This is a genomic window from Corynebacterium sp. UBA2622 (genome assembly GCF_002339505.1).
In the GTDB taxonomy this organism is placed as follows: domain Bacteria; phylum Actinomycetota; class Actinomycetes; order Mycobacteriales; family Mycobacteriaceae; genus Corynebacterium.
The window spans coordinates 201417-219213 of sequence record NZ_DDJO01000023.1; the positions used below are offsets into that span (position 1 = coordinate 201417).

The 17797-nt window shown below is 67.9% G+C and carries 15 protein-coding genes; 5 read left to right on the forward strand and 10 right to left on the reverse strand.

The window, feature by feature from the left end; translation table 11 throughout:
- Positions 1–8 precede the first annotated feature (8 nt).
- A complete protein-coding gene (locus B3611_RS09955; RefSeq protein ID WP_291314919.1) occupies positions 9–545 on the reverse strand; it encodes an NADPH-dependent FMN reductase in 537 nt (178 codons plus the stop codon).
- 108 nt (positions 546–653) lie between these two features.
- Between B3611_RS09955 and B3611_RS09960 the strand changes: the two genes are divergently transcribed.
- Positions 654–2288, forward strand: a complete 1635-nt coding sequence (locus B3611_RS09960) for a peptide chain release factor 3 (protein WP_291314920.1) — start codon at positions 654–656, stop codon at positions 2286–2288.
- 41 nt (positions 2289–2329) lie between these two features.
- On the opposite strand, the gene B3611_RS09965 is transcribed toward B3611_RS09960, so the two are convergent.
- The 6 genes from B3611_RS09965 to B3611_RS09990 all read right to left on the reverse strand — a co-directional run bounded on the left by B3611_RS09965 (position 2330) and on the right by B3611_RS09990 (position 9209).
- The gene (locus B3611_RS09965) at positions 2330–3424 is read right to left on the reverse strand and encodes an inositol-3-phosphate synthase (protein WP_291314921.1); all 1095 of its coding nucleotides are present in this window, start codon (positions 3422–3424) and stop codon (positions 2330–2332) included.
- Between the two features lie 252 nt (positions 3425–3676).
- Positions 3677–4549 carry a patatin-like phospholipase family protein gene (locus B3611_RS09970; RefSeq protein WP_291314922.1) on the reverse strand — a complete coding sequence of 291 codons (873 nt, stop codon included), beginning with the start codon at positions 4547–4549 and terminating at the stop codon, positions 3677–3679.
- A gap of 36 nt (positions 4550–4585) precedes the next feature.
- A complete protein-coding gene (locus tag B3611_RS09975; RefSeq protein WP_291314923.1) occupies positions 4586–5269 on the reverse strand; it encodes a hypothetical protein in 684 nt (227 codons plus the stop codon).
- A gap of 132 nt (positions 5270–5401) precedes the next feature.
- Positions 5402–6289 carry an SDR family oxidoreductase gene (locus B3611_RS09980; RefSeq protein WP_291314924.1) on the reverse strand — a complete coding sequence of 296 codons (888 nt, stop codon included), beginning with the start codon at positions 6287–6289 and terminating at the stop codon, positions 5402–5404.
- Positions 6290–6345: 56 nt separating this feature from the next.
- Positions 6346–7500 carry a YihY/virulence factor BrkB family protein gene (locus tag B3611_RS09985; RefSeq protein WP_291314925.1) on the reverse strand — a complete coding sequence of 385 codons (1155 nt, stop codon included), beginning with the start codon at positions 7498–7500 and terminating at the stop codon, positions 6346–6348.
- 131 nt (positions 7501–7631) lie between these two features.
- Entirely contained in the window at positions 7632–9209 is a 1578-nt protein-coding gene (locus B3611_RS09990; protein ID WP_291314926.1) for an SLC13 family permease, read from the reverse strand.
- Between the two features lie 122 nt (positions 9210–9331).
- Here B3611_RS09990 and B3611_RS09995 point away from each other — a divergent pair, with 122 nt between their 5' ends.
- Positions 9332–9736: a hypothetical protein gene (locus B3611_RS09995; protein ID WP_291314927.1), complete on the forward strand. Its 405-nt coding sequence runs from the start codon at positions 9332–9334 to the stop codon at positions 9734–9736.
- A gap of 22 nt (positions 9737–9758) precedes the next feature.
- Here B3611_RS09995 and B3611_RS10000 read toward each other — a convergent pair whose 3' ends face one another.
- Entirely contained in the window at positions 9759–11441 is a 1683-nt protein-coding gene (locus B3611_RS10000; protein ID WP_291314928.1) for an FAD-binding dehydrogenase, read from the reverse strand.
- 163 nt (positions 11442–11604) lie between these two features.
- Between B3611_RS10000 and B3611_RS10005 the strand changes: the two genes are divergently transcribed.
- Genes B3611_RS10005 through B3611_RS10015 form a run of 3 tightly spaced genes read left to right on the forward strand, consistent with a single transcriptional unit; the run spans position 11605 to position 15056 of the window.
- Positions 11605–12801: an NAD-dependent epimerase/dehydratase family protein gene (locus B3611_RS10005; protein WP_291314929.1), complete on the forward strand. Its 1197-nt coding sequence runs from the start codon at positions 11605–11607 to the stop codon at positions 12799–12801.
- Positions 12802–13944, forward strand: a complete 1143-nt coding sequence (locus tag B3611_RS10010) for a glycosyltransferase family 4 protein (protein WP_291314930.1) — start codon at positions 12802–12804, stop codon at positions 13942–13944.
- 38 nt (positions 13945–13982) lie between these two features.
- A complete protein-coding gene (locus B3611_RS10015; RefSeq protein ID WP_291314931.1) occupies positions 13983–15056 on the forward strand; it encodes a zinc-dependent alcohol dehydrogenase family protein in 1074 nt (357 codons plus the stop codon).
- 63 nt (positions 15057–15119) lie between these two features.
- Here B3611_RS10015 and B3611_RS10020 read toward each other — a convergent pair whose 3' ends face one another.
- Both B3611_RS10020 and B3611_RS10025 read right to left on the reverse strand, forming a co-directional pair.
- On the reverse strand, positions 15120–16580 hold the full coding sequence (locus B3611_RS10020) for a glyceraldehyde-3-phosphate dehydrogenase (RefSeq protein ID WP_291314932.1): 1461 nt from the start codon (positions 16578–16580) through the stop codon (positions 15120–15122).
- Positions 16581–16731: 151 nt separating this feature from the next.
- A complete protein-coding gene (locus tag B3611_RS10025) occupies positions 16732–17748 on the reverse strand; it encodes a 3-hydroxyisobutyryl-CoA hydrolase (RefSeq protein WP_291314933.1) in 1017 nt (338 codons plus the stop codon).
- Positions 17749–17797 lie beyond the last annotated feature (49 nt).

The following is a 17797-nucleotide window of genomic DNA, read 5'->3' on the forward strand; positions in this document are numbered from 1 at the left end:
CGCCATTCCTAGGCGAGCAGCGCCTCGAGATCCCCCAGCATGCGGTCGAGTTCGGCCGCCTTCGATGCCCGCGGCGCGATGGCGCCGTCCGCGTAATCCTCGAACATGCTCAGCGCGACCTGGTTGCGCACGTTGGGCATGGAGAAGTTGGAGATGATCTGGCGCCAGTGCTCGACGGCGCGGAGGGCGCCGGCGGAGCCGTAGCCGACGAAACCGACCGGCTTGCCCGTCCACTCGGAGGACAGTGAGTCGAAGGCGTTCTTGAACGTGCCCGGCACGGAGTGGTTGTACTCGGGGGTGACAAAGACGAACCCGTCGCAGGAATCGACGGCCTTCGACCAGGTGTTGACGGCCTCGTCCTCGTACTGCCTGTTCGCCATTGCCGGGACGGTCGCGGAGACCAGGGCGGGAACGTTGAACTCGGCGAGGTCGAGCAGCTCGTACTCGAACCCGCCGCGGCCGGAGGCGGACTCGATGACCCAGCGGGCCGCTTCCTCCCCGAGGCGGCCCTCACGGATGGAGCCGAGGATGACACCGATTTTCATGGAAAACTCCCTTTTGTTGATTCGTCTACAGTTTCCGGAGGACACTATACGCCTGCGCCCGCGCACCGATTCCGGCTCCACCGCTGGCCCGACTAGGCTGTAGGCCTTATGAACACCCTTTCCGAGGCCGCCCGTCGCCGCACCTTCGCCGTCATCGCCCACCCCGACGCCGGTAAGTCGACCCTGACGGAGGCCCTCGCGCTGCACGCCCACGTGATCTCGGAGGCGGGCGCCGTCCACGGGAAGGGAAACCGCAAGTCCACCGTCTCCGACTGGATGGAAATGGAAAAGGACCGCGGCATCTCCATCGCCTCCTCCGCCCTGCAGTTCGAGTACCTGCCGGAGGGCTCCACCGCGGCGGAACCCTACGTGATCAACCTCGTGGACACCCCCGGCCACGCAGACTTCTCCGAGGACACCTACCGCGTCCTTTCCGCCGTCGATGCCGCCGTCATGCTCATCGACGCCGCCAAGGGCCTCGAGCCGCAGACGCTGAAGCTTTTCCGGGTGTGCAAGGCGCGGGGGCTGCCGATCGTCACGGTGATCAACAAGTGGGACCGCATCGGGCGCGAGCCGCTCGAGCTCGTCGACGAGATCGTCACCGAGATCGACCTGCAGCCCACGCCCCTCTACTGGCCCGTGGGCGAGGCCGGGGACTTCCGCGGGCTGGCCCACATCAATCCTGACGGCGAGGCCGACAGCTACGTCCACTTCATCCGCACGGCGGGCGGTTCCACCATCGCCCCGGAGGAGCACTTCTCCCCCGAAGAGGCCCTCGAACGCGAGGCCGGCGCATGGGAGACGGCCGTCGAGGAGGCGGAGCTGCTCGCCGCCGACGGCGCGGTGCACAACCAGGAACTCTTCGAGCAGTGCGTCACCTCTCCGGTGATCTTCGCCTCCGCCATGCTCAACTTCGGCGTTCACCAGATCCTGGACACGCTGTGCGCCATCGCGCCCGCACCCGCGGGGAGGGACTCCGACCCGGCGGCCGTGGAGGCGTCGACAAGCGCGATGGACGCGACCCGCCAGCTTGGAGACGACTTTTCGGGCGTGGTGTTCAAGGTGCAGGCGGGCATGGACAAGAACCACCGTGACACCCTGGCGTTCATGCGTGTCGTCTCCGGCGAGTTCGACCGCGGTATGCAGGTCACGCACGCGCAGTCGGGGCGCAGCTTCTCCACCAAGTACGCGCTGACCGTGTTCGGGCGTACCCGCGACACCGTCGACACCGCCTTCCCCGGTGACATCATCGGTCTGGTCAACGCGGGTGCGCTTGCCCCGGGCGACACGATCTATTCCGGGCGCAAAGTGCAGTTCCCGCCGATGCCGCAGTTCGCTCCCGAGCACTTCCGCACGCTGCGGGCGAAGTCCCTGGGCAAGTACAAGCAGTTCCGCAAGGCCCTCGACCAGCTCGACGCCGAGGGCGTGGTGCAGATCCTGCGCAACGACCTGCGCGGCGACGCCGCCCCCGTCATGGCGGCCGTGGGACCGATGCAGTTCGAGGTCATGCAGGCGCGCATGGAAAACGAGTACAACGTGGAGACGATCACGGAACCGGTGCCCTACTCCGTGGCCCGGCGCACGGACGCGGGGTCCGCGGTCGAGTTAGGCCGGCAGCGCGGTGTGGAGATCTTCACCCGCACCGACGGCGAGCTCATCGCGCTGTTCGGGGACAAGTGGAAGCTGGCCTTCGTGGAGAAGGAGCACCCCGAGCTGACGGTGGAGCCGATGGTGGCCGACTGAGAGGACCGGGCCCCCCGGGCCTCTCAGGCCTCTCAGACCCCTCAGGCGCCGCCGTTGATGAATGCCTCGAGGTCGGCGCGGGCATCCTCGTCGCCGAGCTGAGCCGGCGGGGACTTCATCAGGTAGGAGGATGCCGGGTTGATCGGGCCCGCAAGCCCGCGGTCGAGGGCGATCTTGGCCACGCGGATCGCGTCGATGATCACGCCCGCCGAGTTGGGTGAGTCCCACACCTCGAGCTTGTACTCCAGGTTGAGCGGGACGTCCCCGAAGGCCGTGCCCTCGAGACGGACGTAGGCCCACTTGCGGTCGTCGAGCCACTCGACGTAGTCCGAGGGGCCGATGTGCACGTTCCGGTCCTCCACCTTGCCGGCGATCGGCCCCTCCGTCAGGTTCGACGTCACGGCCTGGGTCTTGGAGATCTTCTTGGACTGGAGCCGGCTGCGGTCCAGCATGTTCTTGAAGTCCATGTTGCCGCCCACGTTGAGCTGCATTGTGCGGTCCAGCCGCACACCCCGGTCCTCGAAGAGCTTGGCCAGCACGCGGTGGGTGATGGTTGCTCCCACCTGGCTCTTGATGTCGTCGCCGATGATCGGCAGGCCGGCATCGGTGAACTTCCCCGCCCACTCCGGGTCGGAGGCTATGAACACCGGCAGGGCGTTGACGAAGGCGCAGCCCGCGTCGATGGCGGCCTGGGCGTAAAACTTGTCGGCCTCCTCGGAACCCACGGGAAGGTAGGACACGAGGACGTCCGCGTCGGCGTCGCGGAGCGCCTGGGCCACGTCGACGGGCTCTTCGGAGGATTCCGTGATGGTGGACAGGTAGTGCTCGCCGAGGCCGTCGTACGTCGGGCCGCGCTGAACCCGGACGTCGAGGTGCGGAACGTCGGCGATCTTGATGGTGCAGTTCATGCCCGCCTCGGTGGCCTCGGAGAGGTCCCTGCCCACCTTGTCGTCGTCCACGTCGAATGCTGCGACGAACTCGACGTCCCCGACGTGGTAATCGCCGAGCTGAACGTGCATCAGACCAGGCACCTTCTGCTCAACCGGGGCGTTCCTGTAGTACTCCACCCCCTGGATGAGGGACGTGGCGCAATTGCCCACACCCGCGATAGCGACCCGTACCTTCTTGTTTCCCATGTTCGCGTGATTCTCCTTAGCGTCCGTTCCGGGCCGACTGATTCGACGAAACCCGGTGCGAATTCACTTTGGCAGCTCCCCCGTCATTCGGTAGCGGATTGTGTGGCTTTACCGATCAAGCCGCCGGAGAATTGTTTTCTCCGTCCTGCGCCAAGCCCGCCGGTGTGATTGCCGGCACACCGCACCCCACTTTGGCACGGGTCAGCGACGGAACCGCCCTCCGGGGCTCCCGGGGAAACTGCCGCCCCCGTGTCAGGCGGCCCCCAAGAACTCCTCCCAGGCCGGCCACTCCGCCTCCATCTGCCGTTCCCCCGCCTCGAAGTTCGAGCGCAGCTTGGCCACGTTCCTCTCTGTCGAGGTGACCTGCATGTCATCCGGGAAGAACAGGTGGGCCCGCCCCTGCCGCTCCAGCTCCAGGAGGCGCTGCTTGGAGGCGTTGTACTTGTCGGGCCGCTCGATGAGCGCCTTACCGACGGCCGGGTTGCGGCGGAACACCTGCCGCACGACGCTGCGGCGCGTGACCTGCGGTCGCACGTAGTCGCGAGGCTTTGTGGCCACGAAGAGGAACTTCTCGTACCCCGCCGCCTCCGCCTGCTGGATCGAGATACCCCCGGACTCTCCCAGGGCCCCGTCGACGTAGGGCACGCCGTCGATAATGCGCATCGGCATGATGAGCGGCAGCGTGGACGAGGCCCGCACGAAGGAGTTCATGTCCGCGCGCTCGTGGATGTCGGCGCGGGTGAAGTACACGGAGTCACCGGTATCTGCGCGAGTGGCCGCGAGGTTCATCTCGGCTGGGTTCGCCTCGAAGGCGTCGTAGTCGAAGGGCAGGTCCCCGTCAGAGGAGGTCTCGTAGATGAACTCGGCGTTGAAGTAGCCGGTGCCCTGCAGCAGGGAGGACACACCGCCGAAGCTGGGGTTGTTGGCGAAGTCGACGAAGCTCTCCTTCGCCCGCCACGCGTCGCGCGAGAGGTAGTTCACCGTGTGACTCGAGCCCGCGGAGACCCCGCCCACCCAGCCGAACTGCACGTCCTCCTCGATGAGCTTGACCACGCAGGCGGCGGTGTAGGAGTTGCGCATCCCGCCACCCTCGAAGATCAGGGCCGTGTCCCGTGCATCAATCACGGTCCCCGACTCTACCGCCGCCCGGACGGGCGCGGGCTACTTGCCGACGGCGTAGAGCGCCTCGAGCGTCCCCTTCGCGTCCGCGCACATTGCGTCCACCGGGGTCTTTCCGTGCACGTCCATCACCGTCACACCGAGCGCCCCACGCCGGGTGTCCACGAACGCGCCGCACATGGGCACCTTCGAGCGGAGGTCCTCCAGCTGGGCGACGTACATCGCGGGGACCTTCTTCGAGGCGTTGACCTCGCGGAGGGTGAACGTGGAATCCAGCTGCGGCAGGGTGTCACGGTCGCCCCTCATGGAGGAGATGACGTAGGCCACCGCCCCCGTGTCCTTCATGGTTGTGCACGCGATCTGGGTGTCGTTCCTGAACGCCCCGTTCGAGGCCGGGCTCAGCCCCGCCTTCTTCAGCTCGTCCGGGGTGATGCCGGCGCAGGCGTCGAAAAGCTCGGGCTCCCCGTTCGCCCGGCCGAGTTCGATGGGCCCGCTGGCGAAGGTGAACCTCGCATCCGCAGGAAGCGGCTCGTCGGGAGGAAAGGGGGGCCGCGGGCTTTCGCTTGGCGACGCCCCCGTGTCTGACGCAGTGACCGTCCGCGAGGCGGATTCCGTCCCGGTGGAAGGGGCCGCCTGCTCCTCACCTTGGCCTCTACCACACCCGGAGGCGAGCGCCGCGAGGAAGATGGTGAGGGTTGCGAGGAACACACGCGTGGTGGCGGTCATGCGGGACATGCTATCCCCTCGAACGGTTCGGTAGACGCACAGAGACCGCGGGGACGGCGTGTGCCGTCTCCCGCGGTCTCTGCGGCACCGGCGGTGTGCCGGTTCGACTTTGCTGGTTCTGCTGAGCCGGTTCTACGGCGTCAGGGCACCGCCGGTGACCGGAAGGGTGGTGCCGGAGACGTAGGAGGCGTCCTCGGAGGCGAGGTAGACGTAGGCACCGGCGAGCTCGGCCGGCTGGCCGGCGCGGCCCATCTCGGAACCCTGGCCGAACTCCTGTACCTTCTCGGAGGGCTGGCCGTGGCTGGGCTGGATAACCGTCCAGATCGGGCCCGGGGCAACCGCGTTGACGCGGATGCCCTTCTTCTGCAGCAGGTCCATCGACAGACCCTTGGAGAAGTTGTTCATCGCGGCCTTGGTCATCGCGTAATCCAGGAGGGTCTCGGAAGGCTCGTAGGCCTGGATCGACGAGGTGAAGATGATCGAGGAACCGGGCTGCATGTGCTTGACGGCCTCCTTGGTCACGCGGAAGGAGGAGTAGATGTTGGACTTCATTGTGTCGTCGAAGTCCTCGTCGGAAATCTCCAGGATGCCGTCGTGGTAAATCTGACGCGAGGCGTTGTTGACCAGGATGTCCAGCCCGCCGAGCTCCTCGACGGCCTTGGTCACGGTGTCGATGCAGGTCTGCAGCTCCCGCAGGTCGCCCGGGATGGCGACGGCCTTGCGGCCGGCCTCCTCGATGGCCTTGACGATGCGGTCCGCATCCGGCTGCTCCTCGGGCAGGTAAGCGATGGCGACATCGGCACCCTCGCGGGCGTAGGCGATCGCGGTGGCGGCACCGATGCCGGAGTCGCCACCGGTAATCAGGGCCTTGCGGCCCTCGAGCTTGCCGCTGCCCTTGTAGCTGTCCATGCCGAGTTCCGGCACCGGGTCAGCCTTGATCTCCAGGCCCGGGTGCTTCTGCTCCTGGGCCGGCGGGGAGATGACGGGGTACTTCTTGCGCGGGTCTGTCAGGTTCGACATGGCGAATCCTCCTATAACGAATTGCTAATTAGTGACATAACCGAGCGTACCGAAATTCACGCGTTCCGGTTTTTCACGTCCTCGGCGGCGCGGTCGAGCCACCGCTGCACGCGCAGGCGGAACTGCACCGCCTCCATCGACTTGGGTTGCGCCTGGATCACGCGCTCGGCGTCGTAACCCACCTGCAGCTCCCGGGCCCGCAGGACCTCCGCGTCGATCTTCACCCCGAGCAGGAGCACCACGTTCATGAACCAGACGAGCACGAGCACCGTGAGAACGGTGCCGAACGCCCCATAGGCACTGCGCACGCCCACCGCCGAGAGGTACAACGTGAACACCGTCCAGCTCGCGGCGCTGACCGCCACGGCGAACACCGAACCAGGCGTGAAGGGGCGGAATCTGCCCCGGCGGGCGTTGGGCGTGAAGTAAAAGAGCATGGACACCAGGCCCAGCGAGACGAGGACAATGAAGGGCAGCTGCAGCCAGGACCACACCGGCAGGAAGATCCCCGTGAGGTACTCCACCTCCCCTGTCAGGCCGAGGGGCCGCGCGACCGGCGCCAGCACGCCCGTGATGATGGACTCCCGCAGCAGCGCGGCGAGGATGATCACCAGCGCCCCCGCCTCCAGCACCAGCGTGACCGCCCACATGGTCACCCACGTGACCACCAGCGTGCGCCCCTCGATGCGTCCGTAGATGACGTTTGCGTTGCGGGAAAAGGACCTGACGTAGGCGGACGCCGAGAGCAGCGAGACCGCGACCGAGACGGCCAGGGCGATCGTGTTCTCCGCCGGCGTGCCCACGATGGTGTCCAGCAGCTCGACGGCCTGGGATTGCAGCGCCTCCGGCACGTACCGGGTGAGCAGGTCCCGCAGCATCTGGGGGGCGTCGGTACCGTCGCGGGGCAGCAGCATGAGGACGAGCGAGTAAGTGGCGAGGATCGCGGGCGCGATGGCCAGGAGCGTGTAGTACGTCAGGCTCGCGGCCCGGTCGGTGACCGCGTCGACGGAGAAGTCCGCGACCACCCGCTTGAACACGAGCTTCGCCCCGGGCCAGCTGAGCCGGTTGCCGGGCGCCGCGAGCGGGTCGGGCAACACCCCGGCGGGCACCACGACATCGAGCCCGCCCACCCCGTAGGGCAGTACCAGCTCGGCGCGGCGGGACGCGGCCTCCGCCTGCGCCTCACCGGTCGGAGCGGCCCCGTCCGGCACGGACCCGGTCCGTCCCCGCCCCGCGGACGCGCCGGACCCCGGCCGCGGTACCGACGGTGTGCGGCGGCCGCTGCCGGGGTCCTCGCTCGAACGGCTCAAACGCATGCGCCTACCCTAACCCGGGCAGGGGGTTACACCAGCCCGATCCACTTCCAGTACGTGGCGGACAGCAGCAGCACGAGGAGGTAGCCCACCACGGTGAGGGGGATGCCCGTCTTGAGGAACTGCTTGGTGGTGAACGCGCCCGTTCCGTAGGCCAGCATGTTCTGCGGCGCGGAGATGGGGAGGAGGAACCCGAAGCAGATGACGAACTGCTGGATGATCACGAAGCCGATGCCGCCGTTCGGGGCGTCGAGAGTCGAAGCCAGCGCGATGAACACCGGGATGAGCGCCGAGGCCAGCGAGGTGGCCGAGGCGAAGCCGAGGTGAATCAGGATGTTGAAGATGGACACGATGGCGATGGTGGCCAGGATCGGCATTCCGGCCAGCCCGATGGCGCCGAAGGTCTTCTCCGACAGCCACGTCGCCGCGCCCGTCTTCAGCAGCAGCGAGCCCAGGGAGATGCCCACCGCGAACACGATCAGGGTGCCCCAGTTGATGTGCTTCTGCGCGTACTTCCACTCCATCACGCCGATGCCCGGCAGAAGCATGATGCCGACCGCGACGAGGGTGATCACGGAGGAGTCGATCGGGTGCAGCACACCCTCCGTGGCCCAGAAACCGAGGAGCACGACGGCGATGGCCGTCAGCCGTTTCTCGGCGCCCGTCATGGGCCCCATCTCGCCGAGCTGCTTTTCGACGAGCTCACGGCCGCCCTCAATGGACTCCACCTCCGGCTTGATGGCCGCGCGCATGATGAAGAACAGCGCGATGGACATGAGCACCGACCACGGTGCCGCCCAGATGAACCACTGGCCCCAGGAGACGGTGGTGTGCATCTGGTCCTCGATGAACCCGACGGCCACCAGGTTCTGGGCGGCCGCGGTCTTGATGCCGACGTTCCACACGGACACCGCCTGGGTGGCGGTGATGATCAGCAGCGCCGACAGCTTCGAGTCGACGGCCAGTCCGAAGGCGGCGACCATGCCGAGGAGGATCGGCACGACGGCGCCCGCGCGGGCGGTGGCCGAGGGGACGAAGAAGGCGAGGATGATCGAGATGACGATGGCGCCGACGACGATGTGCGAGGTCTTCTCCCCCGCGAACTTGAGCACGTAGAGCGCGATGCGACGGTGCAGGCCCGTGGCCTGCATGGCGGTGGCCAGGGCGAGGGCGGCCGCCACGAGCGCCACGGCGGACGTCGAAAAGCCGTTGAGGGCGATGCCCAGCGCCTTGCTCGTGCCGAAGAGCTTCTCCGGCTTGTCCGGGTCGGGCGAGAGGCCGAGCAGCATGGAGATCAACCCGATGATAAGCACGGAGCTGACGGGGTAGCTCACCGCCTCGGAGACCCACATGATGACGGCGAAGGCGAGCATGCCGAGGGCGACCTGGCCCTGCCACTCGATGGAGTCCATCGGAATGAGCAGGACCGCGGCGAGAGCGGCGAAGGAGAGGAAGAACGAGACGAGCTTGCCTGTGCTCATCCGGTGCTCGTCGTCGGGATGTTTGGGCTCCGGGTGTTTCGGCTCCGGGTGGCCCTTGTCGGCGTTGGTGCCGGGCGCGTCACCGGGCTGGCTGGGGGTGTTGGTGTGGCCTGTTGCCGTGGTCACGGCAGACTCCCTCCGTAGAGATTGGTGTTGGTTACGAGTTTAATAGTGGGAACCGTAAAGTCCCAGTTGGGGGCCGGGCGGCCGTCACGGTTTTCGACCCGCCCAGGCGATAGACTGCCGCCATGGGACTTCTGGACAGGCTGCGCGCGCTGCTCGGCGGCACCCCCGCCACCCCTCTGGTGGACTACCCCGACGAATTCCGGCAGGCGGGCGTGGGCGCGCTGCACGTGCACACCGCGAACCTCTCGCCCGACACCGACGAAAAAATGGTGGTTCTCACCCTCCCCGAGTCGGCGCTGACCCGGCTGGCGGACCTCGGGACTCCCCTGCGCCTCACGGCCCCCGAAGGCCGGGCGGTCACCTTCGTGCCGGTCGATGCCCGCGCTAACCCCGCCCTGGACCCCAACCTCGGCTGGATCATCCCCGTCACGGCGGAGACCGCCGCCGAGCTTGCCGCCCTGCCCGCCGGGCCCGGCGCGCACGAACTGCACTCGCTGCACCTGGGTGTGATCGTGGAGAGCGCTTAACCTCTTCCGGGACCGGAGAACGCTAGACGAGGCGCCCCAGCGCCTCCCCGACCCGCTTGCCCGAGTGGATGCACCCGCCGAGGAACGTCCCCTCCAGCGCGTTCTTGCCGTGCATCCCGCCTCCGCCGAACCCGGCCGCCTCGCCGCAGGCGTAGAGGCCCGGGAACACCGATCCGTCCCCGCGCAGGGCGCGGCCATCGAGGTCGGTCTCGATCCCGCCGAGCGTCTTGCGGGTCAGCACGTGCAGCCGAACGGCGATGAGCGGCCCCTTCGTCTCGTCGAGCAGGCGGTGCGGCGGGTGGACGCGGACGATCCTGTCGCCGAGGAAGTTGCGCGCCATACGGATGTAGTTGACCTGGATGTCCTTGGAGAAGGGGTTCATCATCTGCGCGTCGCGGTCGATGATCTGCCGGCGGACGAGGTCGGCGTCGACGGGGACGTCGCCAAGCTCGTTCATGCCCGCGACGAGCTCCTCGATGGTGTCCGCCGTGATCCAATCCACGCCGTGATCCTGGAAGGCCTTGATCGGACCCGGGGTGCCTGGGGTGAGTTTGTCCGCCAGGCGGCGCAACGATTTGTCCGTCATGTCCGGGTTCTGCTCGGAGCCGGAGAAGATGAACTCCTTGTCCGCGATGGCCTGGTTGAGCACGAACCAGGAATACCCGTGCCCCGTGCGCCCGATGTGGGCGAGCGCGGCGAGGTTGTCCGAGCCCGGGAAGAGGTGCGGGGGCAACCGCCTGCCCGTCGCGTCGAGCCACATCGCGCTGGGGCCCGGGATGATGCGGATGCCGTGGCCGGGCCAGATCGGGTCCCAGTTGACCATCCCCTCGGGGTAGTGCCACATCCGGTCGGTGTTGACCAGCCGCGCACCCGCCTCCGAGGCGATGTCGATGCCGCGCCCGTCGACGAACGCAGGCACACCCGTGACCAGGCCCTCCGGGCACGGTCCCCAGCGGTCCTCGGGCCAGGTCCGCCGCACCTTCTCCAGGTTGCCGCCGATGCCCCCGGTCGCCACCACAACGGCATCCCCGCGCAGCTCGAAGGGCCCGGGCTCGTCGCGTGTCGACGCCTCCCCGCGTGCCCCCGCGTCCTCCGCCAGTCGGGCCCCGGCCACGCCAACGGCGCGGCCGCCCTCGACGGTGATGGCGTCGACCCGGTGGCGAAAGCGGAACTCGACGTCCCCGCGCTTTTCGGCCTCCAGCAGCGGCTCGGCGAAGACGCGCACCACCTCGGGGCCGGTGCCCCACGTGACGTGGAAACGCGGCACCGAGTTGCCGTGGCCGGAGGCGTCGCCGGAGCCGCGCTCGGCCCAGCCGATCGTCGGCAGCACCCGCAACCCGAGGTCGCGCAGGTACGCGCGCATCTCCGTCGAGGCGAAGCGGACGAACTCACGGCCCCACCTTCGCGGCCACTCGTCGTGGTCCGCGTCGTCGTAATCCGCCGAGTTCTCCCAGTCGAGCCAGGCGAGCTCCTCGGTATCTTCCACCCTCATGAGGCGCTGCTCCGGGGAACCCACGAGGAAGAGCCCGCCGAGGGACCAGAAGGCCTGCCCGCCGAGGTTGGCCCGGCTCTCCTGGTCGACGATCACCACCCTGCGGCCCGCCTTGACCGCCTCGTGCGCCGCGACCAGCCCGGCCAGGCCGGCACCGACGATGATGACGGGGTTGTCCGCCCCCGCCGCGGTGGCTGCACCCTGATTTTTCATGGGCAAAACCATACCCAACATCCCGGACACGCGACGGCGCTTTCGGTTACCCGTTGTTCACCCGCTTCACCGGGCGGAACCACCGCGGGGCCGGTAACCTTGGCGGGACATTGGCCGGAGGTGCCACCGGTGTCGAGGGGGTGGCGGGAGAAAGGGTGTCGAGTTGAGGGTTGCGGTTCTGGGCGGGGACGGGTTCTGTGGCTGGCCGACCTCCCTGCATCTCTCGGATGCCGGTTTCGAGGTCGCCATCGTGGACAACCTCTCCCGCCGCCGGATCGACGGTGAGCTGGGAGCAGAGTCGCTGACTCCGATCGCGACGGTGAACGAGCGTCTCGCCGCCTGGCGCGAGGTCTCCGGCCGAGACATCGAATTCCACAACATCGACATCGCGCGCGACTTCGACGGCCTCCTCGAGTTCATCGGGGAATTCCGCCCGGATGCCGTGATCCACTTCGCGGAGCAGCGCGCCGCGCCGTACTCCATGAAGAACCAGCGCACGAAGCGCTACACGGTGGACAACAACGTCAGCGCGACCCACAACCTCCTCGTCGCCATCGTCGAGTCCGGCCTCGACATCCACGTCCTTCACCTGGGCACCATGGGCGTCTACGGCTACGGGACCGCCGGGATGAAGATCCCCGAGGGATACCTCGGCGTCACGGTCGCCACCGAGGGCGGCGGGCACGTCGACCAGGAGATCCTCTACCCCACCAACCCGGGCTCGGTGTACCACATGACCAAGGTGCTGGACCAGCACCTCTTCGCCTACTACGCCAAAAACGACGAGCTGCGCATCACCGACCTGCACCAGGGCATCATCTGGGGCACCAACACAGTCCAGACGCTGCGCGACGAGCGCCTGATCAACCGCTTCGACTACGACGGTGACTACGGAACCGTGCTCAACCGCTTCCTCATGCAGGCGGCTGTCGGCTACCCGCTGACCGTCCACGGCACCGGCGGCCAGACCCGCGCGTTCATCCACATCCGGGACATGGTCCGCTGCATCCAGATCGCGCTGGAGAACCCGCCCGCGTGCGGTGAACGGGTGAAGATCTTCAACCAGATGACCGAGACCCACCGCGTGCGCGACCTCGCCGAGCTGGTCGGCCGCATCTCCGGTGCCCGGGTCGCCTACGTGCCGAACCCGCGGAAGGAGTCGCCCGAGAACGACCTCTTTGTCGCCAACGACGCCTTCCTCGACCTGGGCCTCGAACCCACCCGCCTCGAGGAGGGCCTCCTGCGCGAGGTGGAGGATGTCGCAAAGCGCTACGCGCACCGCGCCGACCTGGAGCGGATCCCGGCGCGCTCCCTGTGGACCCGCGGCCAGGCCGAGGGCGTGCCCGACGGCGCGAAGTAGATGCGGATCGCATTGTTCACCGAGGTCTTCCTGCCGAAGATCGACGGCGTGATCACCCGCGTGACCCGCACCCTCGACGAGCTGGCGGACATGGGCCACGAGGTGCTCGTCTTCGCCCCCGGGAATCCTCCCCGCACCTACGCGGGTTTCGAGGTCGTGCGCATCCCCTCCGTGCCGTTCTGGCCCGTCTACCCCGAAATCCGCGCCGGGCTGCCCGACCCGCGCGTCCCCCTGCGCCTCGCGCGCTTCAAACCTGACGTGGTGCACGCGGTCAACCCCATGTGGACCGCCGGCTTTGCCACGCTCGCCGCACGCGCCCTCGGCATTCCCGTGGTCGCTTCCTTCCACACGGACGTGCCCGAGTACACGCTGCGCCTGGGCATCTCCTGGCTTGCCCCGTGCTCGAAGCGGGCCCTCAGACTCTTCCACGGCACCGCGCGCGCGAACCTGGTCACCTCCGCCCCCATGCTGGACAGGGCGGCGTCCTACGGCATCCGCGACCTGGAGCTGTGGCCCAAGGCCGTGGACACCGGGACGTTTACGCCGGCGGCGCACACGCGCCGGATGCGCGCACTGCTAAGCGACGGCTCCCCCGATGCCCCCCTCGTCATCTACGTCGGCCGGATCTCCGCCGAGAAGGACGTGGCGCGCACCCTCGGCATCATGGAGGAGGTGCGCCGCAGCGTCCCCGGCGCCCGGCTCGCCCTCGTCGGTGAAGGGCCGCAGTACCGCGAGCTGCGGCGGACGATGGAGCGCGACTGGATCACCTTCACCGGGTACCTGTCCGGGCCCGAACTGGCCGCCGCCTTCGCCTCCGCGGACGCCTTCCTCTTCCCCTCCACCACCGAGACGCTTGGCTTCGTCGCCCTGGAGGCCCTCGCCTCGGGCGTGCCGGTGGTCGGGGCGCGGGCGGGAGGGGTTCCCTTCGTCATCGAGGACGGCTCCACGGGCTTCCTCGTCGACCCGGCGCTGCCCGACTCGGCCTGGGCGGAGCCGCTCGCGCGCCTGCTCACCGATGCCGCGCTGCGCGGAGACATGGCCCGCCGCGCCCGGGAGGAGGCGGTGCGCTGGTCCTGGCGGGCCGCGACGGAGAAACTGGTTCAGGTGTACGAGGCGGCCGCGCAATCCTCCGGACCCCGGTAGCATCGGCGGAGGTAGTTACCTCCCCGAAAGGACATACCATGAAGGCCCTGACCTACTGCGGCACCGAGGACATCCGCATCGAGGACCGCCCCCGCCCCACCATCCTCGAGCCCACCGACGCCATCATCCGCATCACCACGACCACCATCTGCGGCACCGATCTCGGCATCGCCCACGGCAAGAACCCGGAGATCGAGGACACCGCCCGCCGCGAAACCGGCGAGTGGAAGGGCCGGATCCTGGGCCACGAGGGTATCGGCATCGTGGAGGAGGTGGGCTCCGCCGTGACCAACTTCAAGCCCGGTGACGAGGTGCTCGTCTCCTGCATCTCCCGCTGCGGCTCCTGCGGCAACTGCCAGCGCCAGCTCTACAGCCACTGCGAGAACGGCGGTTCCTGGATCCTCGGATACATGATCGACGGCACGCTCGCGGAGTACGTGCGCACCCCCTTCGCCGACAATTCGCTCTACCACCTGCCGGAGGGTCTGGACAGGGAGGTGGGCGTCTTCCTCTCGGATGCCCTGCCCACCGGCCACGAGATCGGGGTCCAGTACGGCGCGGTCTCCCCGGGCAGCGATGTCCTCATCGTCGGCGCCGGTCCCGTCGGTATGGGAGTACTGCTCACCGCGCAGTTCTACTCCCCCGCCAGCATCACCGTGGCGGACATGGATGACAGCCGCCTGGAGATGGCCCGCTCCATGGGCGCCACGCACACGGTGAACCCCTCCTCGCAGGACTTCGACACCGTGGTCAAGTCCGCCACCGAGGGACGCGGGGTGGACACCGCCATCGAGGCCGTCGGCCTGCCCGCCACCTGGGAACTGTGCACCCGCCACGTCAAACCCGGCGGGAACGTCGCCGTGGTGGGCGTGCATGGCAAGCCCGTCGACTTCGCCCTCAACGAGATGTGGATCAAGAACCTCACCATCACCACCGGGCTCGTCAACGCCAACACCACCGGGATGCTGCTCAAGGCGGTGCAGTCGACGACCCTGCCGATCAAGTCCCTGGCCACCCACCACTTCACCTGGGACGAGCTGGACCGGGCCTGGGACACCTTCTACAACGCGTCGAGCAACAAGGCGATGAAGGTCATCATCACCAACCCGTAGTACGGCGGCCGAAGGGAAACGGCCCTCCCCGCTGGCTGCGGGGAGGGCCGTCGTCACGCGGCTCTAGCGGATGTCCTGGGGCTCCTTGCGCTCCGGGTAGATCTTCGGGCGCACGCCCCCGATCTCCTCGACGATGCGGATGACCTGGTTGGAATAGCCGTACTCGTTGTCGTACCAGACGTAGAGCACCAGGTGGTTGCCGGCGGCGATGGTGGCCAGGCCGTCGACGACACCCGCGTGGGTGCTGCCGAGGAGGTCGGTGGAGACGATGTCCGGGGAGTTGATGTAGTCGATCTGCTGGCGCAGGTTGGAGTCGGTGGACACGCGGCGCAGGAACTCGTTGACCTCGTCCTTCTGCACCTCCTTCTCCAGGTCGAGGTTCAGCACAGCCATGGAAACGTCCGGGGTGGGAACGCGGATCGCGTTGCCCGTGAGCTTGCCCTCGAACTCGGGCAGAGCCTTGGCGACGGCCTTCGCGGCGCCGGTCTCGGTGAGCACCATGTTCAGGGCTGCGGCGCGGCCCCGGCGCGGGCCCTTGTGGTAGTTGTCCGCGAGGTTCTGGTCGTTGGTGTAGGAGTGGACAGTCTCCACGTGGCCGTGCCTGACGCCGTAGCGGTCGTTGATCACCTTCAGCACGGGGGTGATGCCGTTGGTGGTGCAGGACGCGGCGGAGATGACGCGGTCCGACTCGTCGCTGGTGATGTCGCCGTGGTTGACGCCGTAGACGATGTTGCGCACGTCGCCCTTGCCCGGGGCGGTGAGGAGAACGCGGGCCACGCCCTTGGACTGGAGGTGCTGGGACAGGCCCTCGCGGTCGCGCCAGCGGCCGGTGTTGTCCACCACGATGGCGTCGTTGATGCCGTAGCTGGTGTAGTCGATGCCCGCCGGATCATCCGAGTAGATCATCTGGATCGGGGTGCCGTTGGCCCAGATGATGTCCTTCTCGTGGTCGACGGAGATGGTGCCGTTGAAGGCGCCGTGGACCGAGTCGCGGCGCAGCAGCGAGGCGCGCTTGACGATGTCGTCCGCACCCTTCTTGCGCACCACGACGGCGCGCAGGCGCACGCCGCCGTACATGCCCTCGCGGGCGATGAGGATGCGCGCAAGCAGGCGGCCGATGCGGCCGAAGCCGTACAGCACGACGTCGCGCGGCTCGACCTCGCTGCCTGTGTTGATGACCTCGCTGAGCTCCTCCTCGAGGAAGGAGCGCAGGTCCCGGCCCTCCACGCGGGAGTAGTTCTTGGCCAGGCGGCCGAGGTCGATCGAGGCGGTGCCGAGGTTGAGGTTGGCCAGCTCGCGGAGGATCGGGAGGGTGTCATCCAGGGGAAGCTCGCGCTCCACGATGCGGCGGGCGTAGCGGTGCGCCTTGATGATGTCCACGTCGGTCACACCCACCAGCAGACGCCCGTAGATGGAGGTCACGACGTTGTTCTCGCGGTGGAGCTTGCTGATCAGCGGCAGCATCTCCTGCGCGAGGGTCAGCTTGTGGTTCCAGTCGTTCTGGGTGGTCGTTGCTTCAGACACGGTCGTCCTTTACTGGCTTTTCTGGGGGAATCCGAACATTGAACGCGCGAACCGGGGGTGCGCATACGCCCCTCATTCTATCGGAATGCCTGTTCGGAGAATTATTTATGGCTGAAGCGGGCGCGACGGGGGGACCGCCGCGCTCCCCCCGTTAGGAGAGCACTGCCCGGTACTTGTCGGTCCCGGGCTCGGGGGCGAAGGAGGCGTCGTTGGTCTTGTCCTTCAGCACCGCGCGCACACCCTCCGCAAAGTCCGGCTCCCGCGAGACCATCGCACCGAGGACGCGCTCGTTCTCCAGCGAGCCCGAGAGGTCCCGCGCCGAATTGGCCTGCATCAGCTCCGCGGCCGCCACGAGAGACGAGGGCGACGCCTGGGCGGTGAGCTCGTCCGTCAGCTCCTTCAGATCGGCCAGTTCGGGGCTCTCCTCCAACCGGCGTCGAATCTCGCCCCATGAACCGACAAAAACCCTGTCCGCCTGTTCGAACCACCGGGCGAGCCCGGACTCGCCCGGGGCGAGCGCAACCTCGTCGAGGATGCCGAGCCCCTCCTCCGCGATGCGCTCGGCCAACCCGTCGAGAGAGGCCACCTTGTGGGTGGCCAGGCCGGTGGCCAGCATGTCGTCGGGGGTCATCCGGTACCCGGTGAGGGCGAGGAAGGTGCCGAGCCCCTGCGAGGGGTGCGCACTCATGTTCTGCAGGCGCCAGCTCATGCCGACGTCCGTGATGTAACCGATGTTCATTTCGGGCATGGAGGCGAAGGCATCCTCCGCCACCACCATGTGCGAACCGTGGGCGGACACTCCCAGTCCCCCGCCCATGTCAACCCCGCCCACCAGGGCGATGTAGGGCTTCGGATACCTCGCGATGGCGAGGTTCATCGCGTATTCCTCCGCGAAAAAGCGGTCGACCTCATCGGCGCGCCCGTCGAGGATCCCCTCCCGGGCCGCGCGGACGTCACCGCCGGCGCAGAAGTGCTTGCCGGAGGAGCGGATGATGACCTGCTCGATCGAGTTGTCGTGGCGCCAGGCGTTCAGCGCGTCCGTGATGCGCGTGACCATTTCCTGGTTGAGGGAGTTCAGCGCCTTGGGGCGGTCGAGGGTGATGACACCCGTGGCATTGATGACCTGCGTGGTCACGGGGGCGGTGGGGGTTGCGTTCGGAGTAGTCATGCGAGCCAGTGTGGCACAGACCACGCGCCGCGCGCCCGGGATCAACCGT

What these genes read in the sequence shown, in the direction of transcription:
- B3611_RS09955 (WP_291314919.1), bottom strand. Translation starts at nt 545, where the DNA reads ATGAAAATCGGTGTCATCCTCGGCTCCATCCGTGAGGGCCGCCTCGGG.
- B3611_RS09960 (WP_291314920.1), top strand. Translation starts at nt 654, where the DNA reads ATGAACACCCTTTCCGAGGCCGCCCGTCGCCGCACCTTCGCCGTCATC.
- B3611_RS09965 (WP_291314921.1), bottom strand. Translation starts at nt 3,424, where the DNA reads ATGGGAAACAAGAAGGTACGGGTCGCTATCGCGGGTGTGGGCAATTGC.
- B3611_RS09975 (WP_291314923.1), bottom strand. Translation starts at nt 5,269, where the DNA reads ATGACCGCCACCACGCGTGTGTTCCTCGCAACCCTCACCATCTTCCTC.
- B3611_RS09980 (WP_291314924.1), bottom strand. Translation starts at nt 6,289, where the DNA reads ATGTCGAACCTGACAGACCCGCGCAAGAAGTACCCCGTCATCTCCCCG.
- B3611_RS09995 (WP_291314927.1), top strand. Translation starts at nt 9,332, where the DNA reads ATGGGACTTCTGGACAGGCTGCGCGCGCTGCTCGGCGGCACCCCCGCC.
- B3611_RS10000 (WP_291314928.1), bottom strand. Translation starts at nt 11,441, where the DNA reads ATGAAAAATCAGGGTGCAGCCACCGCGGCGGGGGCGGACAACCCCGTC.
- B3611_RS10010 (WP_291314930.1), top strand. Translation starts at nt 12,802, where the DNA reads ATGCGGATCGCATTGTTCACCGAGGTCTTCCTGCCGAAGATCGACGGC.
- B3611_RS10015 (WP_291314931.1), top strand. Translation starts at nt 13,983, where the DNA reads ATGAAGGCCCTGACCTACTGCGGCACCGAGGACATCCGCATCGAGGAC.
- B3611_RS10025 (WP_291314933.1), bottom strand. Translation starts at nt 17,748, where the DNA reads ATGACTACTCCGAACGCAACCCCCACCGCCCCCGTGACCACGCAGGTC.